The 23,257-nt window shown below is 69.2% G+C and carries 22 protein-coding genes, 1 tRNA gene and 1 pseudogene; 5 read left to right on the forward strand and 19 right to left on the reverse strand.

Going from position 1 to position 23,257, the window contains the following annotated elements; translation table 11 throughout:
* Positions 1-8: 8 nt before the first annotated feature.
* The 8 genes and pseudogenes from C6A87_RS16465 to C6A87_RS16500 form a co-directional block, all read right to left on the reverse strand.
* Positions 9-1,391: an FAD-containing oxidoreductase gene (locus C6A87_RS16465; protein ID WP_311113267.1), complete on the reverse strand. Its 1,383-nt coding sequence runs from the start codon at positions 1,389-1,391 to the stop codon at positions 9-11.
* A 7-nt stretch (positions 1,392-1,398) separates the two neighbouring features.
* Positions 1,399-1,880: pseudogene (locus C6A87_RS16470) on the reverse strand (DUF4126 domain-containing protein).
* Between the two features lie 67 nt (positions 1,881-1,947).
* Complete coding sequence (gene hisG / locus C6A87_RS16475; RefSeq protein ID WP_311113268.1) at positions 1,948-2,841, reverse strand: ATP phosphoribosyltransferase; 894 nt, start codon at positions 2,839-2,841, stop codon at positions 1,948-1,950.
* A 1-nt stretch (position 2,842) separates the two neighbouring features.
* Positions 2,843-3,154, reverse strand: coding sequence for a phosphoribosyl-ATP diphosphatase (locus C6A87_RS16480; RefSeq protein ID WP_396836882.1), 312 nt, complete (start codon positions 3,152-3,154; stop codon positions 2,843-2,845).
* 3 nt (positions 3,155-3,157) lie between these two features.
* Entirely contained in the window at positions 3,158-4,630 is a 1,473-nt protein-coding gene (locus C6A87_RS16485; RefSeq protein WP_311113270.1) for a sugar porter family MFS transporter, read from the reverse strand.
* A gap of 124 nt (positions 4,631-4,754) precedes the next feature.
* A complete protein-coding gene (locus C6A87_RS16490) occupies positions 4,755-5,438 on the reverse strand; it encodes an HAD family phosphatase (RefSeq protein ID WP_311113271.1) in 684 nt (227 codons plus the stop codon).
* Positions 5,439-5,519: 81 nt separating this feature from the next.
* Positions 5,520-9,182, reverse strand: a complete 3,663-nt coding sequence (gene metH, locus C6A87_RS16495) for a methionine synthase (protein WP_311117963.1) — start codon at positions 9,180-9,182, stop codon at positions 5,520-5,522.
* A 288-nt stretch (positions 9,183-9,470) separates the two neighbouring features.
* Positions 9,471-9,605, reverse strand: a complete 135-nt coding sequence (locus tag C6A87_RS16500; protein WP_311113272.1) for a hypothetical protein — start codon at positions 9,603-9,605, stop codon at positions 9,471-9,473.
* A gap of 108 nt (positions 9,606-9,713) precedes the next feature.
* On the opposite strand from C6A87_RS16500, the gene C6A87_RS16505 reads away from it, so the two are divergent.
* Entirely contained in the window at positions 9,714-10,577 is an 864-nt protein-coding gene (locus C6A87_RS16505) for a PAC2 family protein (protein ID WP_311117964.1), read from the forward strand.
* Positions 10,578-10,803: 226 nt separating this feature from the next.
* Here C6A87_RS16505 and C6A87_RS16510 read toward each other — a convergent pair whose 3' ends face one another.
* From C6A87_RS16510 to C6A87_RS16550, 9 genes are read right to left on the reverse strand one after another with little or no spacing between them, the layout of a single operon-like run.
* Positions 10,804-12,252 (reverse strand): DUF1254 domain-containing protein, encoded by a 1,449-nt coding sequence (locus tag C6A87_RS16510; RefSeq protein ID WP_311113273.1) that lies wholly within the window; start codon positions 12,250-12,252, stop codon positions 10,804-10,806.
* On the reverse strand, positions 12,252-13,130 hold the full coding sequence (locus C6A87_RS16515) for an SDR family oxidoreductase (RefSeq protein ID WP_311113274.1): 879 nt from the start codon (positions 13,128-13,130) through the stop codon (positions 12,252-12,254). Before C6A87_RS16515 ends, C6A87_RS16510 begins: the two co-directional genes overlap by 1 nt.
* Before the next feature lie 28 nt (positions 13,131-13,158).
* Positions 13,159-14,397: a cysteine--1-D-myo-inosityl 2-amino-2-deoxy-alpha-D-glucopyranoside ligase gene (gene mshC, locus C6A87_RS16520; protein WP_311113275.1), complete on the reverse strand. Its 1,239-nt coding sequence runs from the start codon at positions 14,395-14,397 to the stop codon at positions 13,159-13,161.
* A gap of 47 nt (positions 14,398-14,444) precedes the next feature.
* Positions 14,445-15,215: an inositol monophosphatase family protein gene (locus C6A87_RS16525; RefSeq protein ID WP_311113276.1), complete on the reverse strand. Its 771-nt coding sequence runs from the start codon at positions 15,213-15,215 to the stop codon at positions 14,445-14,447.
* Between the two features lie 17 nt (positions 15,216-15,232).
* Positions 15,233-16,048 (reverse strand): SCO1664 family protein, encoded by an 816-nt coding sequence (locus tag C6A87_RS16530; RefSeq protein WP_311113277.1) that lies wholly within the window; start codon positions 16,046-16,048, stop codon positions 15,233-15,235.
* Positions 16,035-16,619 carry a DUF3090 domain-containing protein gene (locus C6A87_RS16535; protein WP_311113278.1) on the reverse strand — a complete coding sequence of 195 codons (585 nt, stop codon included), beginning with the start codon at positions 16,617-16,619 and terminating at the stop codon, positions 16,035-16,037. The genes C6A87_RS16530 and C6A87_RS16535 overlap by 14 nt, the downstream gene beginning before the upstream one ends.
* Before the next feature lie 19 nt (positions 16,620-16,638).
* Positions 16,639-17,343 carry a histidine phosphatase family protein gene (locus tag C6A87_RS16540; RefSeq protein WP_311113279.1) on the reverse strand — a complete coding sequence of 235 codons (705 nt, stop codon included), beginning with the start codon at positions 17,341-17,343 and terminating at the stop codon, positions 16,639-16,641.
* A gap of 28 nt (positions 17,344-17,371) precedes the next feature.
* Positions 17,372-18,202 (reverse strand): undecaprenyl-diphosphate phosphatase, encoded by an 831-nt coding sequence (locus C6A87_RS16545; protein ID WP_311117965.1) that lies wholly within the window; start codon positions 18,200-18,202, stop codon positions 17,372-17,374.
* 51 nt (positions 18,203-18,253) lie between these two features.
* A complete protein-coding gene (locus C6A87_RS16550) occupies positions 18,254-18,565 on the reverse strand; it encodes a hypothetical protein (RefSeq protein WP_311113280.1) in 312 nt (103 codons plus the stop codon).
* A 119-nt stretch (positions 18,566-18,684) separates the two neighbouring features.
* Here C6A87_RS16550 and C6A87_RS16555 point away from each other — a divergent pair, with 119 nt between their 5' ends.
* Genes C6A87_RS16555 through C6A87_RS16565 form a run of 3 tightly spaced genes read left to right on the forward strand, consistent with a single transcriptional unit; the run spans position 18,685 to position 21,038 of the window.
* Positions 18,685-19,716, forward strand: coding sequence for a hypothetical protein (locus C6A87_RS16555; RefSeq protein ID WP_311113281.1), 1,032 nt, complete (start codon positions 18,685-18,687; stop codon positions 19,714-19,716).
* A complete protein-coding gene (locus C6A87_RS16560) occupies positions 19,713-19,976 on the forward strand; it encodes a DUF5703 family protein (RefSeq protein WP_311113282.1) in 264 nt (87 codons plus the stop codon). The genes C6A87_RS16555 and C6A87_RS16560 overlap by 4 nt, the downstream gene beginning before the upstream one ends.
* Positions 19,977-21,038, forward strand: coding sequence for a quinone-dependent dihydroorotate dehydrogenase (locus C6A87_RS16565; protein WP_311113283.1), 1,062 nt, complete (start codon positions 19,977-19,979; stop codon positions 21,036-21,038).
* 101 nt (positions 21,039-21,139) lie between these two features.
* Here C6A87_RS16565 and C6A87_RS16570 read toward each other — a convergent pair whose 3' ends face one another.
* Positions 21,140-21,676 carry a YbhB/YbcL family Raf kinase inhibitor-like protein gene (locus C6A87_RS16570; RefSeq protein WP_311113284.1) on the reverse strand — a complete coding sequence of 179 codons (537 nt, stop codon included), beginning with the start codon at positions 21,674-21,676 and terminating at the stop codon, positions 21,140-21,142.
* Between the two features lie 27 nt (positions 21,677-21,703).
* Positions 21,704-23,050, reverse strand: coding sequence for a M20/M25/M40 family metallo-hydrolase (locus C6A87_RS16575; RefSeq protein ID WP_311113285.1), 1,347 nt, complete (start codon positions 23,048-23,050; stop codon positions 21,704-21,706).
* An 81-nt stretch (positions 23,051-23,131) separates the two neighbouring features.
* Here C6A87_RS16575 and C6A87_RS16580 point away from each other — a divergent pair.
* Positions 23,132-23,217 (forward strand) — tRNA-Leu (locus C6A87_RS16580).
* The last annotated feature ends 40 nt before the right edge of the window (positions 23,218-23,257 follow it).

The raw sequence follows: 23,257 nt of genomic DNA on the forward strand, positions 1-23,257 counted from the left end.
GACACAGCCTACGTCAGCGGCGTGAGGTCCTGAAGCAGGGTCGGGATCAACTCGCTGACCGTCGGGTGGATGTGCATGGTGCGCGAGATCGCGGTGTAGGGCAGCTTGGCGGTCATCACATCGAGGATCAGGTGCACGACCTCGTCGCCGCCGACCCCGAGGATCGACGCGCCGAGGATCTCCTCGGTCTCGGCGTCGACCACCACCTTCATGAAGCCCTGCGTCTCGCCCTTCTCCACGGCCCGGCCCACCCGTGTCATGGGCCGCTTGCCCACCAACGCTTTCCGGCCGGTCCGGCGGACCTCGTCGACGGTCATCCCGGCCCGGCCCAGCGGCGGGTCGATGTAGAGCGCGTAGGTGGGGACGCGGTCGCTGACGCGCCGCGGATCGTCGTCGAGCAGATTGGCCGCGACGATCTCGAAGTCGTTGTAGGAGGTGTGGGTGAACGCGCCGCGGCCGTTGCAGTCGCCCATCGCCCAGATGTTGTCGGCGGTGGTGCGCAACTGGTCGTCCACGACGACGTAACCCCGGCTGTCGGTCTGCACGCCGGCCGCCTCCAGCCCGAGGTCGTCGGTGTTGGGCAGGCGGCCCACCGCGACCAGCAGATGGCTGCCGGCGATGGGGTCCGCTCCCGCGCTCGGCGTCACGGTGAAACCGTCGCGCTGCTTGGCGAAGCTGATCGCGTCGGCGCCCACGACGACGTCGATGCCCTCGGCCTCCAGGATGTCGCAGATCGCCGCCGACACGTCCTCGTCCTCCCGTGCGGTCAGCCGCGGCCCCCGCTCGACGACGGTGACGGCGGCGCCGAAACGCCGGTACATCTGCGCGAATTCGAGCGCGATGTAGCTGCCGCCGATGATCACCAGGTGCTCGGGGACCACGTCGAGGTCGAGGATCCCGACGTTGGTCAGGTAGTCGATGTCGGCCAGGCCCGGCATCTCCGGGACGACCGCGCGGCCGCCGACGTTGAGGAAGATCCGGTCCGCCTCCAGCAGGGCGTCGCCGACGCGCAGGGTGGTCGGGCTTTCGAACCGGGCGTGCCCGCGGATCAGCGTGCAGCCGGGCATGCCGTCGAGCCAGGATTCGACGCCCTCGCGGTCCCCGATGCTGATGCGGTCCTTGCGCGCCTTGACCGCGGCCATGTCGACGGTCACGGGGCCGGCGCCGATCCCGAAGTCGTTGCCGCGGCGGGCCAGGTGCGCCGCGTGCGCACTCGCGACCATCGCCTTGGTCGGGATGCAGCCGTAGTTCACGCAGGTGCCGCCGACCAGCTTGCGCTCGATCACCGCGACGGTCTGTCCGGCCTCGGTCAGCCGCCCGGCCAGCGGGGGTCCGGCCTGTCCTGCGCCGACGATGATCGCGTCGAAGCGCTGCGGCGTCGCGTCGGTCACCGCGGTCCTAGACCAGGCTCACGAGGAACACGACCAGCAGGCCGACGCCGCCGGCGAGGACGTCCTCGGTGAACGCGCCGGGACGGTCGTTGCCGTTCCTGGCGCGGCCAGCCTGCTGCGCAGCATCGCTCCGCCGAGCGTGCCGAGGACCGCGCCGATGATCCCGGCACCCGTGGCGCTGAAGGTGTGGAAGAACGCACTGCCGATGACCGCACCGGAAAAGCCGCCGGTGACGAGCCGGGCGATGAACTGCGGGGGCACTTTTCGGCTGGGGGTCTGCGGCAGCTGATCGGTGACCAGCTCGCCGACGGCGAAGATCGTCAGCACGGTGACGGTGATGGGATGCGCCATCCAGTCCGACCATTTGTCGGTGACGTCGATCCAGCCGAGCATCGCGCCCCAGGCCACCACTGCCGGGGCCGTCAGTGCGCGTGACCCGGCCACGACGCCGATCAACACAGCCAGGCCGAGCACGAGAACCAGCGTCATCGGACCTCCGCATGCAGCGAGTGGACCTTCGGACGCTAACACGGCAGACCGTGCCGTGAGCGGTCGATCAGAAGCGGCAGAAGCGGATGTCCGAGGCCAGAATGGCTTTGGCGCCGATGGCGGCCAACTCGTCCATGATCGCGTTGACGTCGCGTCGCGGCACCAGCGCACGCACCGCCACCCAGTCCGGATCGGCCAGCGGTGCGATCGTCGGCGATTCGAGTCCCGGGGTGACCTCGGTGGCGCGCTCGAGCAGCGATCGGGGGCAGTCGTAATCCAGCATCAGGTACTGCTGGCCGAACACCACACCCTGCACGCGGCCCGCCAATTGGTCGCGCGCCGCCGACTTTTCGGCGTCGGCGTCACCGGCCTCCTCGCGCTCGATCAGGATCGCCTCGGAGTCACACAGCGAATCACCGAATGCCACCAGATTGTGCAGTCCCAGGGTGCGTCCGGATCCGACGATATCGGCGATGACGTCGGCCACCCCGAGTTGGATGGAGATCTCCACCGCACCGTCCAGACGTATGACAGTGGCTTGGATTCCCTTGTCCGCCAAGTTCTTTCGAACCAGGTTCGGGTATGCGGTGGCGATGCGCTTACCGGCCAGGTCGGCCATCGTCCAATCCTGGCCTCTGGGCGCGGCATACCGGAACGTCGACGAGCCGAAGCCCAGCGCCAGCCGTTCGCGTACCGGTGCGTCGGACTCGGCCGCCAGGTCGCGACCGGTGATGCCGAGGTCGAGCTCCCCGGAACCGACGTAGATCGCGATGTCCTTCGGCCGCAGGAAGAAGAACTCGACATTGTTCACCGGGTCGACAACGGTCAGATCCTTGGGATCGGTACGGCGCCGGTAACCTGCCTCGGCCAAGATCTCGGCAGCCGACTCGCTCAGCGCTCCCTTGTTGGGTACCGCTACCCGCAGCGTCGATGAGCCGCTCCCGCGAAGAGCGTCAGACATGTCAGAGCTTCCCGTACACGTCGTCGAGGGTCAGGCCGCGGGACAGCATCAGCACCTGCGTCCAGTAGAGGAGCTGGCTGATCTCCTCGGCGAGCGCGTCATCGCTCTCGTGTTCGGCGGCCAGCCACACCTCGCCGGCCTCTTCCAGGATCTTCTTGCCGATGCCGTGCACACCGCCGTCGAGTGCGGCGACGGTGCCGCTGCCGGCCGGCCGGGTGCGCGCCCGTTCGCTCAGTTCGGCGAACAGCGCATCGAAGGTCTTCACGTTGGACGATTCTGTCACGTGGTGGTGTGAGCCGTCAGCCGGCCGCATCGACTACCCGGCGGCGGTCTTGTCCTCGCGCAGGACCTGACCGTGCATGTCCTCCAGGGACACGCCCTTGGTCTCCATAACCCATCTCCATACGAACAGGCCGGACAGGATCGCACACAGCCCGTAGAAGCCGTAGGCCAGCCCGAGGTGCTCACGCAGGCCCGGGAACGTGATGGTGATCAGCCAGTTGGCCGCCCACTGTCCCGCGGCGGCCAGCCCGAGGGCGGCCGCGCGGATCCGGTTCGGGAACATCTCGCCGAGCAGTACCCAGACCACCGGGCCCCAGGACATCCCGAATGCGACGACGAACAGGTTGGCCGCGATCAGTGCGATCACGCCGGAGGCGCCCGGAAGGCTCGGGTTGCCGTCGGCGTCGAGCGTCGCGTTGGCGAAGATGAACGCCATCGTGATCAGAGTCACGGCCATGCCGGACGAACCGATCAGCAGCAGCGGCTTGCGCCCGATCTTGTCGATCAGCGCGATCGCGATCAGCGTGGTGAGCACGTTGATCACCGAGGTGATCACGGTGTAGACCGCCGACTGGTCGGCGCTGAAACCGACCGCCTGCCACAGCACGTTGGAGTAGTAGAAGATCACGTTGATGCCGACGAACTGCTGGAAGATCGACAGCCCGAGACCGACCCAGACGATGCCGTAGAGCCCGCCCGTCGGCTTGCGCATGTCGCGCCACGACGGCTTGTCCTCGCGTTCCAGCGTCTGCCGGATCCGCGTGATGGTGATCTCCAGGTTCTTCTGTCCGAGCAGCATGCTCAGCACCCGGCGCGCCTCGGGGATCTTGTGGGTGGCAACGAGATAGCGCGGCGACTCGGGGATCGTGAACGTGAGGGCGCCGTACAGCAACGCGGGCAGTGCCATGGCCAGGAACATCCACCGCCACGCGTCGATGCCGAACCACAGGGGCTCGTTCGGCCCGCCCGCCGCCCACTGCAGCAACCAGTTGACGACGAACGACAGGAAGATGCCGGACACGATGGCCAGCTGTTGGAGCGACCCGAGTCGGCCGCGAATGCCCGGCGGGGAGGTCTCGGCGATGTAGGCCGGCGCTATCACCGACGCGACGCCCACGCCGAAGCCGCCGACGATCCGGAACAACACGACGGTCCACACTTCGTGGGCGAAACCGGTGCCGAACGCGCTGATCAGGAACAGCACCGCGGCGATCTTCATCACCGAGATACGGCCGATCTTGTCTGCGATGCGCCCGGCGGTCATGGCTCCGGCCGCGGCACCGAGCAGCGCCGACGCGACGGCGAAACCGAGCGAGGCGTTGCCGATGTCGAAGTCCTCCTGGATGGAGTCCACCGCACCGTTGATCACCGCGCTGTCGTAGCCGAACAGCAGACCGCCCAGCGCTGCGACCGAGGCGATCCGGATCGCGGTCTTGCCGGACGAGAAGTCCTCGCCCTTGTCGTAGATCTCCGGGCTCTCCCCCGCTGGACCACCATGACCGGCCATACGACGACCTTTCCCGCACACGACTGCGTGATGAGAATCACATTCAATCACTCGAGTCTTCCGGCGGTGGGGGTTCCCGGAAGTGGACGCGACTACGCCTCGGTGGGCGGGAAAGCAGAGCTGGTCAGGCGCTACGGTGTCGTACTTCGTCGTCGATCTCGTGGTAGATCCGGCGCAGCCCGTCGACGTCGAGATCGGCCAGCGATCCGATGTGGCGGCGCCGCAGCCCGCCCGGAACCGGGACCTCGTTGGGCACGATCAGCACCGCGCACCCGGCGCGTTCGGCGGCGGCTGCGCCGGTCACCGAGTCCTCGACGGCCAGGCACTCCGCCGGGGCGACCTCGAGCAGCTCGGCGGCCCGCAGGTACGGGTCGGGCGCGGGCTTACCGCTGGGCACCTCGTCGCCGCACACCGTGACCGCGAAGTGGTGCCGGCCGATGGTGTCGAGCGCGCGCTCGGCGAGGTGACGGTCGGTGTTGGTGACCAGGGCCATCGGGGTGCCGTCGGCCTTGACCGCTTCCAGCATCTCGTGGGCACCGGCGCACCAGGGCAGCCCGTCGGCGAACAGGCCCGCCGTGTGCTCGTGCAGCCAGCGGATCGACTCCTTCATGGCGTCCGGGTCGAGCTCCAGGCCCAGTTCCGTGTAGACGGCCACCATCGTGTCCTCGGCCGACGCGCCCACCAGAGCTGTCCGGGTCTCGCGGCTCATCTCGCGGCCGAAGCTCTCATACAGCGCCGAAAGTGACACGTCCCACAGCTTTTCGGAGTCGACGAGCGTTCCGTCCATGTCCCACAACACCGCTCGCACCCAGCCATTGTGGCACGCGCGAGCGGGTTGACCCCAATTCCGGGAACCTCAGCGACGACTCCGAATGTGCCCCAGCGGCGTTCAGTCCTCCGGGTTGTAGCCGAGGTTGGGGCCGAGCCAGCGCTCGGCTTCTGCCAGGGTCCAGCCCTTGCGCTTCGCGTAATCCGCGACCTGGTCCTGGGCCAGCCGGCCGACCACGAAGTACTGCGACTGCGGGTGCGAGAAGTACAGGCCGCTGACGGCGGCCCCGGGCCACATCGCCATCGACTCGGTCAGCTCGATCCCGGTTCGCTCCTTGACGTCCATCAGCTCCCACAGCGTCACCTTCTCGGTGTGCTCCGGGCAGGCCGGGTAACCGGGGGCGGGCCGGATTCCGACGTACTTCTCGCTGATGAGCGCCTCGTTGTCCAGCTGCTCGTCGGGCTGGTAACCCCAGAACTCCTTGCGGACCCGTTCGTGCAGCCGCTCGGCGAACGCCTCTGCCAGCCGGTCGGCGAGGGACTCCAGCAGGATCGCGTTGTAGTCGTCGTTGGCGGCCTTGAACTCCGTGATCTTGTCGGTGCTGCCGAGACCCGCCGTGACGGCGAAGGTGCCGATGTAGTCCGCCAGACCCGTTTCCTTGGGGGCGACGAAGTCGCCGAGGCTGCGGTTCGGGATGCCGTCGCGGTGCTCGCCCTGCTGGCGCAGGTTGTGCAACGTGGTCAACACCTCGGTGCGGGCCTCGTCGGTGTAGACCTCGATGTCGTCACCGACCGCGTTCGCCGGGAAGAACCCGATCACCCCGTTGGCGGTCAGCCACTTCTCCTTGATCAGGGTGTCGAGCATCTCCTGGGCGTCGTCGTACAGCTTGCGAGCGGTCTCCCCCGAGACCGGATTGTTGAGGATGTCGGGGAAGCGGCCCTTCATCTCCCACGCGTTGAAGAACGGCTGCCAGTCGATGTACTCGCGCAGCTCCGCGAGGTCGTAGTCGTTGAATTCACGCACCCCGACGCCCTGGGCAGGCACCGGCGGCGTGTAACCGTCCCACTCGATCGGCGTCCGGTTCGCCCGGGCCTTCTGCAGTGTCAGCATCGGCCGCTCGTTCTTCTGGGCGTGCCGTTCCCGCAGCGAGGCGTAGTCCTTCTCGGTGGCCTCCAGCAGCGCGGGACGCTGCTTGTCGTCGAGCAGCGCTGCCGCGACGGGCACCGAGCGGGACGCGTCCTTGACCCAGACGACCGGACCGCTGCGCCGCGGCGCCACCTTCACGGCGGTGTGGGCGCGCGACGTGGTCGCACCGCCGATCAGCAGCGGGATCTCCAGCCCTTCGCGTTCCATCTCGACGGCGAAGTTGACCATCTCGTCCAGCGAGGGGGTGATCAGACCGGACAGCCCGATGATGTCGGCGTTGTGCTCCTTCGCCGCATTCAGGATCTTCTGGGCGGGCACCATCACGCCGAGGTCGATCACCTCGTAGTTGTTGCACTGCAACACAACCCCGACGATGTTCTTGCCGATGTCGTGGACGTCGCCCTTCACGGTCGCCATGATGATCGTGCCGTTGGTGTCCTTGGTCCCGCTGGTACCCGCTTCTTCCTTCTCCGCCTCGATGAACGGCAGCAGGTACGCCACGGCCTTCTTCATCACGCGGGCCGATTTCACGACCTGGGGCAGGAACATCTTGCCCGCGCCGAACAGGTCGCCGACGACGTTCATACCGTCCATCAGCGGGCCCTCGATCACCTCGATCGGGCGACCCCCTGCCGCGGCGATCTCGGCCCGCAGCTCCTCGGTGTCGTCGTCGACGTGCGCGTCGATCCCCTTGACCAGGGCGTGGGTGATCCGCTCGCGGACCGGCAGGCTGCGCCATTCGGCCGCGGCCGGATCGTCGGCCTTCTCGGTCTTGTTGAACCGTTCGGCGATCTCCAGCAGCCTCTCCGCGGCGTCCTCGCGACGGTTCAGCACGACGTCCTCGATGCGGTCCCGCAGCTCGGGGTCGATCGAGTCATACGGCACCAGCGCGCCCGCGTTGACGATGCCCATGTCCAGGCCCGCCTTGATGGCGTGGAACAGGAACACCGCGTGGATGGCCTCGCGGACCGGGTTGTTGCCGCGGAACGAGAACGACACGTTCGAGATGCCGCCGGAGATGTGCACCCCGGGCAGGTTCTCCTTGATCCAGGCGCAGGCCTCGATGAAGTCGATCCCGTAGGTGGCGTGCTCCTCGATACCGGTGGCCAGCGCGAAGCAGTTCGGGTCGAAGATGATGTCCTCGGCCGGGAAGCCGACCTCTTCGGTCAGGATCCGGTAGGCGCGCCCGCAGATCTCCTTGCGGCGCTCCAGGTTGTCGGCCTGGCCCTGCTCGTCGAAGGCCATCACGACGACGGCGGCGCCGTACTTGCGGCACAGCCGCGCCTCGCGGATGAACTTCTCCTCGCCCTCCTTCATGGAGATCGAGTTGACGATCGGCTTGCCCTGCACGTTCTTCAGGCCCGCCTCGATGACCTCCCACTTGGAGGAGTCGATCATCACCGGTACGCGGCTGATGTCCGGCTCGGCCGCGATCAGCTTGGTGAACCGGTCCATCGCGGCAACGCCGTCGATCATGCCCTCGTCCATGTTGATGTCGATGACCTGCGCACCGACCTCGACCTGCTGCAGGGCCACCGACAGCGCGGTGTCGTAGTCCTCGGCCTTGATCAGGTTCCGGAACCGGGCCGAGCCGGTGATGTTGGTGCGCTCACCGATGTTCACGAACAGCGAGTCGTCGGTGATGTTGAGGGGCTCCAGGCCGGACAGCCGGGTGGCCACCGGGATCTCCGGCAGGTCACGCGGTGCTTTGCCGGCGACGACCTTGGCAATCTCGGCGATGTGCGGCGGCGCCGTTCCGCAGCACCCGCCGACCAGGTTGACCAGGCCGGCCTCGGCGAAGTCGGCGATGTAGCCGGCCTGGGCCTCCGGGGACTCGTCGTACTCGCCGAACGCGTTGGGCAGGCCGGCGTTCGGGTAGCAGGAGACGAACGTGTCCGCGATCCGCGCCACCTCGGCGATGTAGGGCCGCATCTCCGGCGCGCCCAGCGCGCAGTTCAGACCGACCGCGAGCGGCTTCGCGTGCCTGATCGCGTTCCAGAACGCCTCGGTGACCTGACCGGACAACGTGCGCCCGGACGCGTCGGTGATGGTGCCCGAGATGATCAACGGCCAGCGGCGGCCGCGCTGCTCGAACAGCGTCTCGAGGGCGAACACCGCCGCCTTGGCGTTGAGCGAGTCGAAGATCGTCTCGATGATCAGCAGGTCCGAACCGCCGTCGACCAGGCCGTTGGCGGCTTCGAGGTAGGCCGCGACCAGCTGGTCGTAGGACACGTTGCGGGCGCCGGGATCATTGACGTCCGGCGAGATCGACGCGGTCCGCGTCGTCGGCCCGATCGCGCCCGCGACGTAACGGGGCTTGTCGGGGGTGCTGAACTCGTCGGCGGCCTTACGGGCCAGCGCGGCGCCGGTGTAGTTCAGCTCGTAGCTGAAGTCGGCCATGTCGTAGTCCGACAGCGAGATCGCGTTCGCGTTGAACGTGTTGGTCTCCAGGATGTCGGCGCCCGCCTCGAGGTACTCGCGGTGGATTCCCTCGATGATCTGCGGCTGCGTCAGGTTCAGCAGATCGTTGTTGCCCTGAAGAGCCGTCGGCCACTCGGTGAACCTGTCGCCGCGGTATCCGGCCTCGTCGGGCCGGTCCCGCTGGATCGCCGTACCCATCGCACCGTCGATCACCATGATCCGCCGGCGCAGAGCCGCCGTCAGCTCGTCGGTGCAGTCGGGTCGGACGTTCGGCACGAAGGCGGTGGGGTCAGGGGCGTTCACGTACGTTCCTTCCTTGACGGAAGGCGTCCTTGACTCTGCCGAGCGTGGCGGATACCGGGGGAACCGGCAACCGTTGCAACGCCTCTCGACCAGGAAAGTCTACGTTGATACCTGGTCGATGTCTGGACGCCCATTTCGTCGCGGCGATCGCGCGACAATTCGCGGATCTTGTCGACAATGTCGTAGTCAGCAAGGTTGAAGTCAGCAAGGTGGGACAGAGTGCAGCCGGTCGGCCGCGTGGAGCTGGATCCCGGTGGCCCCGTCGCCGACCCGGACCCGTGTCGGCATCACGTCCGGCAGGTGGGTGCCGTACTTGCGGTCGCGTGCGCCAGTCACACGGCCAGGGTAGTCGGGCACACAAACCCGAGCGCGAGTTGATGCCCGTCATCTCGCGCACGCAAGGCTTAGGCTGACGTGGTGACTCCCTCGGATTTCGGCGGTCCGATGCGATCCGACCTGCCCGATCTTCGCGACACCATCGTCGTCGCGGCGTTCGAAGGCTGGAATGACGCCGGCGACGCGGCCAGCGATGCGCTGGAACACCTGGACGAGATCTGGGAAGCCGAGACCATCGTCGAGATCGACGACGAGTCGTACTACGACTACCAGGTCAACCGGCCGGTGATCCGGCAGATCGACGGTGTCACCCGCGAGCTGGTGTGGCCGTCGATGCGGATCTCGCACTGTCGCCCGCCCGGCAGCGACCGTGACATCGTGCTGATGCACGGCGTGGAGCCGAACATGCGCTGGCGCACCTTCTGCGCGGAGCTGCTGACCATCGCCGAGAAGCTCAACGTGCACACCGTGGTGATCCTGGGCGCGTTGTTGGCCGACACGCCGCACACCCGGCCGGTGCCGGTCTCGGGCGCGGCGTACTCCGCTGATTCGGCCAAGACGTTCGGCCTGGAGGAGACCCGCTACGAGGGGCCGACCGGTATCGCCGGGGTGTTCCAGGACGCGTGCGTGCAGGCCGGCATCCCGGCGGTGACGTTCTGGGCCGCCGTCCCGCACTACGTGTCGCAGCCGCCCAGCCCGAAGGCCACGGTGGCGTTGTTGCGCCGGGTCGAGGATGTCCTCGACATCGAGGTCCCGCTGGCCGACCTGCCCGCCCAGGCCGAGGAGTGGGAGCAGGCCGTCACCGAGATGACCTCGGAGGACGACGAGATCGCCGAGTACGTGCAGTCGCTGGAGGAGCGCGGCGACGCCGAGGTCGACATGAACGAGGCCTTGGGCAAGATCGACGGTGACGCGCTGGCCGCCGAGTTCGAGCGCTACCTGCGCCGCCGCGGCCCCGGCTTCCGCGGCTGACTGGGCTTTTCCGCGCCCCTTCTGTGCCCCTTCTCGGCGAGCGTGCGTGTCTGCGGCGGACACGCCGTCGGATTCGCGAAGTTCGCGCACGCTCGCAGACCCCGGCGCGAGACCGCCCCAGCCGCCGGCGCGACGAGCGTGCGCGAAATCCGTCATCTGCCCGGCGTGTCGGCCGCACACACGCACGCTCGCGCAGGGTGTGCGCGCAGGGTGGCGAGGGGCTCGCTTAGGTCTTCTCGGGCTGCGGCGGCTTCCATGTGCCGTTGAGGGCGTCCGGCTTGGGCCAGTACAGCCGCAGCACCAGCGAGAAGGGCCCCTTCGGCGCGGGCAGCCAGTTCGACTCCCGCTCGATGCCCGGCGAGGCGTTCTGGATGTAGAAGGTGTAGCCGCCGTCGGGGTCGGGCACCAGGCTGGGCAGCATCTCGGAGTTGATCAGGTAGCGGTTCATCGGGTTCTCGACCAGTCGGCTGGCGGGCAGCTCGTAGACGGTCAGCGACCAGAACGCATTGACCGGCGGCAGCCCGCCCGACGGGAACCGGTACACGTAGTTGTTCGCCCCGGACAGCGGCTGGCCCGCGGAATCGGTGGAGAAGTTCGGATAGATGGCCTCGGCGGCGGTGTTGCCGTACAGGCCGAACGCCGCGCCTGCCATCCGGTACAGGTAGTTGTCCTTGAGCTCCTGCCGGCTGCCGAACATCTGGGCGGAGGTGACCTTGCCGGTGTCGATCTCGTTCTTCTTGAACGCATCCAGCTCGGCGTTGCCGTCGGCCATCCCGCCCTCGATCGCGGCGCGCATCTGCGGGCTCAGCGTGTCGGCGTCGAAATCTCCGTCCGGGCCGATGCCGATCCGGGCGAACCGGTCCCGCAGCACCTGTTCCTCCGGCAGCGCCGGGGCGTAACGCATCACGAAGTTCAGGATCTCGAAGAACTGCGGTGACGTGCGCTGCTGCTCGGGCGGCAGCGGCGGGACGAAGTCGATCGCCGGCGGGGGCTCGGGCGACGGCTGGTTGAGGTACACCGACAGCGGCGCGACCTGATAGCCCGCCTGGATCTTGCGGACCTCCTCGATGTCGGACGGGCCGAACAGCTGGGTGCGGTAGAGCACGAGGGCCAGCTCGGTGTCCGATCGGATGACCTCGTCGACGCCTTCGGGTTTCTCGCCCTGCCAGCCCGGCCCGGCGAGCAGATACCTGCCGCCGCCGTTACCGGTGGTGCGGCTGCCGACGTAGGCGAAGTTGTAGGTGTAGCCGTCGACGAACTGCAGCGAGTAGTAGCGGTCCTGTTGGATGGGCGGCACGGTCAGCACCAGCGGTTCGGCGCGCAGGTCCGCGCCGAGCATCGAGTACGGGGTGTCCGCGTTGGGCGTCTGGATCGCGGTGTCGGCGGGCGTGTACAGGCGCGCGGTGCTGTGCACCTCGTTCCAGCCGCCCTTGTACTCCGGATCGTCCCTGTCGACGAAGTAGCTGTACTGCACGCGGTAGTTGTCGACCAGCGGGAAGCCGTAGACGTAGGCCTCCTTGGCGATCGCGCGGGCCTCGGCGGGGGTGACGGCCGCCGCGGTGTCCGGCGCAGGCGGGGTCGACGTGTCCTCGGGCGCGGAGGTGTCGGTGCTGCAGCCGGCCAGCAGCAGCAGCGCCGCGGCGGCGGCGGCGGTCAGGCGGCGCAGCGCCGGCATCAGCTGTCCTCCAACTGCTGGGTGCGCGCCCCCAGGGAACGGCCGAGCGCAGCCACCTCGGCGTCCATCCTGGGCAGCAGGTCGGGCACGAACTTGCGCACCTGGCCCTCCCCGACGGCCGTGGAGAGCACCGGTTTGAGCCAGCGCAGCGCCCCGACCCAGCCTGGACAGTTGATCTGGCGTTTGCGCTTCTCGATGCCGGCGACGAAGGCCGCCCCGCACGCGTCCACGGAGGTGGTCCGGTTCAGCGGGAACGGCAGCCGGCTCAGCATCTCGGTGAACGTCGGCAGGTCGGCCTTGGTGTCGCGGACCATCGGGGTGTCGATCCAGGACATGTGCGCCGACCCGACCGCCACCCCGCGGAAGCCGACCTCCAGGCGCAGCGCGTTGGCGAGGTGCTCGACGGCGGCTTTGGCGCTGTTGTACGGCGCCAATCCAGGGGCGGCCGCGTAGGCGGCCAGTGAGGACACGATCAGCACGTACCCGCGGCGCTCGAGCACCGAGGGCAGGGTGGCGCGCACGGTGTTGAAGACGCCGATGACGTTGACGTCCATCAGCCGGCGGAATGCCTCCGGGTCGACCTGCAGCACCGAACCGTAGGTCGCGATCCCCGCGTTGGCCATCACCACGTCGATGCCGCCGAACCGGTCCACCGCGCTCGCGGCCGCGTCCTGCATGGCCGTCAGCTCACGCACGTCGGCGACCACGGTGTGCACGCGCTCGGCCCCCAGCCGGTCCCGCAGTTCGGTCAGCGCCGCCTCGTCCAGGTCGGTGAGCACCAGCCTGGCACCCTTGGCGTGCAGCCGCCGGGCGACTTCGGCGCCCACCCCGCGTGCCCCGCCAGTGATGAATACCGTCTTGCCCGACACCGAACTCATGGCCGAAACCTACTCGATGGCGGGGGTTTTACAGCTGAACGCCGAGCAGCGCGTCGACCGCGGTGGCCACCGTCGCACCCGCCGTTTCGTCGTGGCCACCGTAGGAGAGCGCATCGGTGGCCCAACCATCCAGCGCGGCAAGCGCTTTGGGTGTGTCGAGATCGTCGGCCAGGTAGCGCCGCACCCGCGCCACCACGTCGGTGGCGTCCGGGGCGCCCGCCAGCGCGGTCGCGCTTCGCCAGCGGTGCAGGCGGGCCTGCGCCTCGTCGAGGACCTCGGGGCTCCAGAAGCGGTCCTGGCGGTAGTGGCCGGCGAACAGCCCGAGCCGGATCGCGGCCGGGTCGACCCCGTCGCGGCGCAACTGGGACACCAGTACCAGGTTGCCGCGGCTCTTCGACATCTTGTGCCCGTCCCAGCCGATCATGCCGGAGTGCACGTAGTGGCGGGCGAAACGTCGCTCACCGGAGACGCATTCGGCGTGTGCGGCGGAGAACTCGTGGTGCGGGAAAATCAGGTCGCTGCCGCCGCCCTGGATGTCCAGCCCGGTGCCGATGCGGCTGAGCGCGATCGCGGCGCACTCGACGTGCCAGCCCGGCCGACCGGGTCCGAACGGCGACGGCCAGCTCGGCTCCCCGGGACGGGCGGCCAGCCACAGCAGCGCATCCAGCGGATCGCTCTTGCCGGGCCGGTCCGGGTCGCCGCCGCGTTCGCCGAACAGCGCCATCATCGTGTCGCGGTCGTAGCCCGACTCGTAGCCGAACTGCACGGTCGCGTCGGCGCGGAAGTACACGTCCGGGTACTGCGCGTCCTCGACGACATACGCGGCACCGGAGGCCAGCATCTTCTCCACCAGTTCGATCACCTCGGCGATCGCCTCGGTGGCGGCCACGTAGTCGCGCGGCGGCAGCACCCGCAGCGCCGCCATGTCCTCGCGGAACAGGTCGGTCTCGCGGTCGCCGAGTTCGCGCCAGCCGATGCCGTCGCGGTGCGCGCGTTCGAACAGCGGGTCGTCGACGTCGGTGATGTTCTGCACGTAGTGCACGTCGTGGCCGCCGTCCAGCCACAGCCGGTGCACCAGGTCGAACGTCAGGTAGGTCGCCGCGTGCCCGAGATGGGTCGCGTCATAGGGGGTGATCCCGCACACGTACATCGTTGCGGTGTCGCCGGCCGCGACGGGTCGCACCGTGCGATCCGCACTGTCGTAGAGCCGCAACTGCGGACCACGTCCCGGCAGCGCCGGCACGTCCGGCGCGGACCACGATTGCATGACACCGACTCTAGACATTGCCGACTGAGACAATTCCGACGGCCGTTTCATTCCCGGCGTGCCGCCCAGATCCCCTCCAGCAGAACCCCGGCCAGCTCGGGCCTGCACATCAGCAGATCCGGCAGGTAGGGGTCGCGGCGGTTGTAGATCAGCGGCGAGCCGTCGATGCGCGACGCGTGCATTCCGGCCGCCCACAGCACCCCGGCCGGTGCGGCCGAGTCCCACTCCCACTGGCCGCCGGCATGCAGGTAGGCGTCGACGTCGCCGCGCACCACCGCCATCGCCTTGGCGCCCGCCGAGCCGATCCGGACGAGCTGGATGTCCATGTGTTCGCGCAGCTGCCACAGCACCGCGGGCGGGCGGTTGGAGCTGGCGGTGATCCGGATCGGGCCGTCCTCGCGCGGCGGCGGCGGGCTGACGGTGTCGGTGCGATACACCTCCCCGCGGGCGGGCAGCGCGACGGCGGCGTCGGTGATGGTGGGCTCACCACCGGGCGTGTGGCGCTGCCACAGCGCGATGTGCACCGCCCAGTCGGGGCGCCCCGGCATCGAGTACTCGTAGGTGCCGTCGACCGGGTCGACGATCCACACCCGGTCGGCGTCGACGCGGGACACGTCGTCCACGGCCTCCTCGGACAGCACCGCATCGTGCGGGCGAGCCTTGTGCAAACGGTCCAGGATCAGCGTGTTGGCGCGCATGTCGCCGGCGTCGCCCAAGTCGTAGGGGTCGTAGAAGCCCAGCTGCTCTCGCATCGCCAGCAGCAGCTCACCGGCCTCCTCGGCCACCGCGGCGGCCAGATCTGCATCGGTGAGGGTCACCCGGCAAGTAGATCACGTCAGAATGCCGGCCACGGGATCGGCCGCCGCCGGTCCGGTGTCGGCATCACCGGATTGCGCAGCAGGCCAACGACTCTGGCTCGCAGCGCGGCGACCTCGCGGGGAGTGATCAGCTCGCACAGCTCGGCCCCCAGGTCGGCCCTCAGCTTCTCCCCCAGCGCCGCGACGTCGGTGAGCGTGTCGTCGTCGACCGGTTTGCCGGACCAGCCCCACAGCACGGTGCGCAGCTTGTCCTCGACGTGCAGCGTGACGCCGTGGTCGACCCCGTACACCTGGCCGTCCACCCCCTGCAGCACATGGCCACCCTTGCGGTCGGCGTTGTTGATCAGCACGTCGAACACCGCGATGCGGCGCAGCCGGTCGTCGTCGGCGTGCACCAGCACGACCTCGTCGCCGGCGTAGTCGTAGGCCTGCAGCACCGGCAGGAACCCGGGCGGGATCTCGCCTGCGGGCAGCAGGTCGATCAGATCGGGGCCGCTTTCGGGCGTGGCGTCGGGATCCTCGTCGCCCGGCTGGTCGACCCAGCGCTGCAGCATGCCGGGTCCGGCCGGTCCGTCCCGAATGATGGTGTAAGGCACCACGTTCCACCCCAGCGCGGCCGACACCAGGTACGAAGCCACCTCCCGCCCGGCCAGCGTGCCGTCGGGGAAGTCCCACAGCGGGGCCTCGCCGCGCACCGGTTTGTACACGCAGTGCAGGGTGGTCTCGCCCAGGGTGGCCTCGCACAGGAACGTCGCGTTGCTCGCCGAGCGGATCCGTCCGAGCACGGTCAGCTCGCCGTCGAGCAGGACCTCCGAGAACTCAGAGCTCGTCATCGTCGGACCCGGAGAGCGCTCCGCGCCGGTAACCGTTGGTTCGGACGCAGATGTGCCCTTCGGGGTCCAGCGGCTCCTCGCACAGCGGGCAGGGCGGCCGCCCCGCCGAGATCACCCGGTTGGAGCGGGCGGCGAACTGACGGGCCGACTCGGGGGTCAGGAACACCCGCACCGCGTCGGGCCCTTCCTCGGCGTCGTCGAGCACGACCGACGCGTCGAATTCGGTCTCGGAGACGGCCAGCAGTTCGACCACCACTGTCTCGGCCTCGGAATCCCAGCCCAGCCCCATGGTGCCGACCCGGAACTCGGCGTCCACCGGGGTGATCAGCGGGCTGAGGTCCTCGACGTCACCGGTCTCGGGCGGGATCGGGGTGCCGAACCGGCGGTTGATCTCCAGCAGCAGCGCGGCGATCCGCTCGGCGAGCACGGCGACCTGCTGCTTTTCCAGCACCACGGAGACGACCCGCTTGTCGTGGACGGCCTGCAGGTAGAACGTCCGGTTTCCGGGTTGGCCGACGGTCCCGGCCACGAAGCGGTCGGGTGTGCGGAAGACGTGGATTTCGCGGGCCATGGCAGTTTCCAAAATACCGTCAGCCGGCGGAACCGCCGACCACGGCGTCTCCGCCGGGCACCTCGCCGGTGTCCGACGGCGCCTTGGCCGGTGGGCTCGTCAGCGCGGAGTTCAGGGTCGCGCCGGTGTGGTTGACGTGGATCACGAAGGGCCGCACCGGGGTATAGCGGATCACGCTCACCGACGCCGGGTCGGCGTTGATGCGCTGGAAGCTGTCCAAATGGGTGCCCAGCGCGTCGGCCAGCACCGATTTGATCACATCCCCGTGGGTGCAGGCGATCCACAGCACGTCACCGCCGTGTTCGTCGGTGAGCCTGCGGTCGTGTTCGCGCACCGCGGCGACCGCCCGGGCCTGCACGGCGGCCAGGCCCTCACCGTCGGGGAAGACCGCGGCGCTGGGTTGCTGCTGCACCACCGCCCACAACGGCTCCTTGACCAGCTCGCCGATCTTGCGCCCGGTCCACGCGCCGTAGTCCACCTCGGTGATGCGCTCCTCGACCACCGGCTGCATGCCCAGCACGGCGGCCAGCGGCTCGACGGTGCGCTCGCAGCGCAGCAGCGGAGACCGCACGATCGCACGGATGGGCAACTCCCCCAGCCGGTCGACCAGCGCCTTCGCCTGTTCGCGTCCGCGGTCGTCGAGGTCGACACCCTCCGAGCGGCCCGCCAGCGTGTGCGCGGTGTTCGACGTCGAGCGCCCGTGGCGCAGCAGCAGAACGGTCATGTCGTCTCCTCGCGCAAGCGCTCGTCGGTCATGTCGCCGACACCACCCCGGCCGAGAGCAGGATCAGCACCACGGCGCCCAGCACGATGCGGTAGCCGACGAACCAGTACATGCTGTGCCGCACGAGGAAGCGCAGGAACCACGCCACCGCGGCGTAGCCGACCACGAACGCGATCAGCGTGGAGACGAACAACTGGGCGCCGCTGGCGCTCATGCCCTCCCCGACCGGGTTGAACGCGTCCGGCAGCGAGAACAGGCCCGAGGCGAACACCGCGGGGATGGCCAGCAGGAAGCCGAACCGGGCAGCCAGCTCGCGTTCCATGCCGAGGAACAACCCGGCGCTGATCGTCGCGCCCGACCGCGACACCCCCGGCACCAGCGCCAGGCACTGCGCGAAACCGACGATGACGCTGTCCTTCCAGGTGAGTTGCTCGACGCGGCGGGTCTGCCTGCCGGCGTACTCGGCGGCCGCGATCACGAACGAGAACACGATCAGCGCCGTGGCGACCAGCCACAGGTTGCGCGCACCGGTGCGGATCTCGTCCTTGAACAGCAGCCCGATCACGCTGATCGGGATGGTGCCGATGATCACCCACCAGCCCAGCCAGTAGTCGGCGTCACGCGCGCCACCCCGGAACAGTCCACCGAACCAGGCCTTGACGATCCGCACGATGTCGCGGGCGAAGTAGACCAGCACCGCAGCTTCGGTGCCGAGCTGGCTCACCGCGGTGAAGGACGCCCCGGCATCACCGTCGAAGAACACCTTCGACGCGATAGCCAGGTGCCCCGACGAGGAGACCGGCAGAAACTCCGTCAACCCCTGCAGCACCGAGAGAACGACGACCTGCAGCCACGACATCTCCGCCCCCGTCACGACGACGACCGTACCGTGGCTCGGGCTGTGCGGCGCTCAGCGCCCGTTGCGGGCGACCGGTTGCGCCGCGGCGACCGCGTCGCGGACCGCGGCGATCAGGCTCCGCTCGTCGGTCATGTCGATGTCGGTGAGTTTGCGGGTTGCGGTGGCGACGACGTCCTCGGCCTGCGGGACCGGATTACGCAGCCGGGGCCGGTAGACCTCGACCACGAGGGCCTGGCGCTCCACCCGAAAGGAGAAGCTGCGGCCGTCGCCAAGCTCGCCGAAACCGCTGGCATGCACCCCTGTGGTGATGACTTCCACGGTGAAGCCCCGGTCAGCGACGTCGCTGTCAGCTGTGAGGGTCATGGTATGTACCATACCGCCGGCGGCAGGTCCTGGCAGGCGCGGACGCACCGGCCCCCCGTTTCGACGTTGCATAGACTGGCTCCGATCGACTCCCCCGCCCTAGAACCGAGAGCTACCCCTTGTCGCGCCACATAAACTCACCACGTCGACTGGCCCGTCTGGGGGTCGCCGCGCTCGCGTTGACGCTGGTGACCGGATGTTCGTCGAGTCCGGTCGACACCCCTCCACCGACCATCGAACCCGCGCGCGCCGCGGACTCCCCGCCGGTCACCGGGACACCCGACGGGCAGGTGTGGCCACTGCCCGGCGACGCGCAGGCCGCGGCATTCGACGCCGGGTCGGGATCGCTGGTGGTGCTGTCCCCCGGCCCCGCCGGCGCGGTGCTGACCGTGGTCGGGCCGTCCGGGGCGCAGACGCCGCACGCCCTGCCCGAACCCGTGACCGCGCTGGCGGTCGACGACGGCCGGGCGTTCCTGTCGGCCCGCGGCGGCTACCTCCGGTTCGACGTCGCGGCCGGCGATGTGACCAAGGTGGCGGTCGAGGGCCAGGACGGGGTGGATTTCACCGCCATCGCCCGCCGCGGCGACGGCCGGCTGGTGCTCGGCAGTGCCGACGGGACGGTGTACACGCTGGCCTCCGAGACCGCGGTCGGCGCGCAGCTGAAGATCTTCGCCCGGGTGGACGCCATCGTGACCCAGGGCGACACCGCCGTGGTGCTGGATCGCGGACAGACCTCGGTGACCAGCCTGAACGCCGAGGGCACCAAGTCCGAACACGCGCTGCGCGCCGGCGAGGGGGCCACCACGATGGCCGCCGACGGCGCCGGACGCGTGCTGGTCACCGACACCCGCGGTCAGGAGCTGCTGGTGTACGGCCTGAACCCGCTGATCCTGCGCCAGCGCTACCCGGTGCCCGACGCGCCGTACGGTGTGGCCGGCTCGCCGGGACAGAACGGTCTGGTGTGGGTGGCGCAGACGGCGACGAACACCGTCGTTGGATACGATCTGGCCACCGGCATCCCCGTCGAGAAGGTGCGTTATCGAACCGTGCGGCAACCGAACTCCCTGGCCTTCGACGACGCGTCGAACACCCTGTACGTGGTGTCCGGCGCGGGCGCCGGGGTGCAGGCGATCCCGGAGGCAGCCCGATGAGCCGGGCCGCGCGGGGCCGGATGCCGGCGGCGTGGGACAAGGTGGTGTCCGACGATCCCGGTGAGTACGAGTGGATCCCGCTGCGCCTGCCGCCGGAGCTCACGCGGGTCAATGCGTCCACCCGGCTGTCGATCGAGGCGGAGTACCGCGGCTGGGAACTGACCCGGGTGCGGCTGTACACCGACGGGTCGCGGCGGGTGTTGTTGCGCCGCAAGAAGCGTGCCGATACCGTGCCCGGACCCGATCAGCCGGGGCCGTAGATGTACACGACCCTGCGCAAGGCGCTGTTCCTGGTGCCCCCCGAGCGCATCCACACCGTGGTGTTCGCCGGGCTGCGGGCCGCGACCGGGCCCCGACCGCTGCGCGAACGGCTGGAGCGCCGACTGGCGCCGCACGATCCGATTCTGGCCAGCACGGTGTTCGGGGTGCAATTCCCCGGCCCGCTGGGCTTGGCGGCGGGATTCGACAAGGACGGCACCGGCCTGAACACCTGGGGCGCATTGGGTTTCGGCTACGCCGAGGTCGGCACCGTGACCGCGCAGGCGCAGCCGGGCAATCCGCGGCCGCGGATGTTCCGGCTGCCCGCCGACCGGGCGCTGCTCAACCGGATGGGCTTCAACAACCACGGGGCCCGGGCCCTGGCGCGTCGGCTGGCGGGACAGACGTCGTCGGTGCCGATCGGGGTCAACATCGGCAAGTCGAAGGTGACCCCGCCCGAGCGGGCCGCCCGGGATTACGCCGAGAGCGCACGACTGCTCGGCCCGCTGGCGTCGTATCTGGTGGTCAACGTCAGCTCACCGAACACCCCGGGGCTGCGCGACCTGCAGTCCGTCGAGTCGCTGCGGCCCATCCTGTCCGCGGCGCTCGCAGAGACCTCGACGCCGGTGCTGGTCAAGATCGCACCCGACCTGGCCGACCAGGACATCGACGAGATCGCCGATCTGGCAGTCGATCTGGGCCTCGCCGGGATCGTCGCGACGAACACCACGATCTCGCGGGACGGGCTGGTGACGCCCGGCGTGGACGCGCTGGGTCCGGGTGGGATCTCCGGCCCTCCGGTGGCCCGCCGGTCACTGGAGGTGCTGCGCCGCCTCTACGACCGGGTCGGCGACCGGCTGGTGCTGATCAGCGCAGGCGGTATCGAGACCGCCGACGACGCATGGGAGCGCATCACCTCGGGTGCCTCGCTGCTGCAGGGCTACACCGGTTTCGTGTACGGCGGCGGGATGTGGGCCAAGACCGTCCACGACGGCCTCGCCGCCCGCCTCCGCGAGAGCGGGTTCTCTTCACTGACGGAGGCGGTCGGCTCGGCAGCCCGTTAGGTCCCACCGGCCCCGCCTATCCACACAATGCAGGTGCTCTCTCGCACTTCCCCTGCACAAGGTGAATAGGTGGGACTCCTGTGGTCAGTACAGCTAGCGGCCTACTTCTGTTCGTAGGTGCCGGTGATCAGTGCGCGCGCGATCGCATGCCCGAACAGGTTGAATCCCAGGTAGGCCGGAGTGCCGTCGGCGGGCACGTCGAGCTTCTCGACGTCCACGGCGTGCACGGCCACGATGTAGCGGTGCGGGCCGTGCCCGGCAGGCGGCGCGGCGCCGATGAAGCGCTTCAGCCCGGCGTCGTTGGCCAGGGTGACCGCGTCGCCGGGGAATCCGCTGGCGCTGCCGTCACCGACACCGGCGGGCAGATCGGTGACCGTCGCAGGCAGGTTGAACACCGCCCAGTGCCAGAACCCCGACGCCGTGGGCGCGTCCGGGTCGTAGACGGTGACCGCGAAGCTGCGGGTCTCCTCGGGGAAGCCCGACCAGCTCAGCTGCGGCGAGATATCGGAACCGCCGGCGCCCATGATGCCGCTGACCTGGTCGTTGCCCCAAGGCTGACCGTCCTCGAACGACTGCGACGTCACGGTGAAGGTGGGCAGCTCGGGAAGGAACGAGTACGGGTCGTAGTCGAAGGCCATCGGGGCGGTTCCTTTCGGTTGGATTACTCAGGAGTGCAGCAGGAAGTGCTCGAGCACCTGCGCGCCGAACGTCAGCGCATCCACAGGTACCCGTTCGTCCACGCCGTGGAACAGGGCGGCGAAGTCCAGTTCGGCCGGCAGCCGCAGCGGCGCGAAGCCGAAGCAGCGAATCCCCAAGCGGGCGAAGTGTTTTGCGTCCGTACCCCCGGACAGCATGTAGGGCACGGTGCGGGCCTCGGGGTCGGCGGCCAGGATCGCACCGTTCATCGCCTCAAGCAGCTCGCCGTCGAACGGGGTCTCGTACGACGGCAGGTCGGTCAGCCATTCGCGTTCGACGTCCGGGCCGATCAGCTCGTCGACCTCGCGCTCGAACTCGGCCAGCCGCCCGGGCAGCACCCGGCAGTCGATGACGGCCTCGGCCGACCCGGGGATCACATTGGCCTTGTAGCCGGCCTTGAGCATGGTCGGGTTGGCGGTGTCGCGCAGCGTGGCGTTGACGATGCGGGCGATCCCGCCGAGTTTGGCGACGGTGCCCTCGATGTCGGGGGACGCCGGGTCGAACGCGTACCCGGTCTCCTCGGCCACGGCGGTGAGGAACTGTTCCACCGACTCGGTGAGCACGATCGGGAAGCGGTGCCTGCCCAGCTTGGCGACCGCCTCGGCGACCGCGGTGACGGCGTTGTCGTCGTGCACCATGGAGCCGTGCCCGGCGCGTCCCCGCGCGGTCAGCCGCATCCACAGCATCGCCTTCTCAGCGGTCTCGACCAGGTAGAGCCGGCGTTCGCCTCCGTCGTGGCGCGGCACGGTCAGCGAGAAGCCGCCGACCTCGCCGACGGCCTCGGTGACGTTGTCGAACAGGTCCGGGCGGTTGTCGACCAGCCACTTGCAGCCGTAGTTGCCGCCGGCCTCCTCGTCGGAGACGAACGCGAACACCAGGTCGCGCGGCGGCACGATGCCCGCCCGCTTGAAGTGCCGGGCGACCGCGATGATCATCCCGACCATGTCCTTCATGTCCACGGCGCCGCGGCCCCAGACGTAGCCGTCCTTCACGGCGCCGGAGAACGGATGCACGCTCCAGTCCGCGGCTTCGGCGGGCACCACGTCGAGATGGCCGTGCAGCATCAGCGCGCCGCGCGAGCGGTCGGCGCCTTCGAGCCGGGCGAACACGTTGGCCCGCCCCGGCGCCCCGGCCTCGATGTACTCGGTGACATACCCCACCTCGGCGAGCTGATCGGCCACCCAGCGGGCGCATTCGGCCTCGCCCTTGGTGGTCGCCGGTTCACCGGTGTTGGAGGTGTCGAACCGGATCAAGGTGCTGACGAGGTCCACGACCTCGTCGGCCGGCGTGACGCCACCATGGGAAAGACCGCTCACATGTCCCTTTGTAACACTGCCCTGCTCGGCTGGTTTGGGCCCGGGGCGGCTCATCCGTTAGCCTTAGGCGCCGCACAGCAGGTCCGAGTGGCGGAATGGCAGACGCGCTAGCTTGAGGTGCTAGTGCCCTATTAACGGGCGTGGGGGTTCAAGTCCCCCCTCGGACACTCTTCACCGGCTCCCGCATTCGCGGGGGCCGGACGGCCA

This window comes from Mycobacterium sp. ITM-2016-00317 (genome assembly GCF_002968295.1).
In the GTDB taxonomy this organism is placed as follows: Bacteria; Actinomycetota; Actinomycetes; order Mycobacteriales; family Mycobacteriaceae; genus Mycobacterium.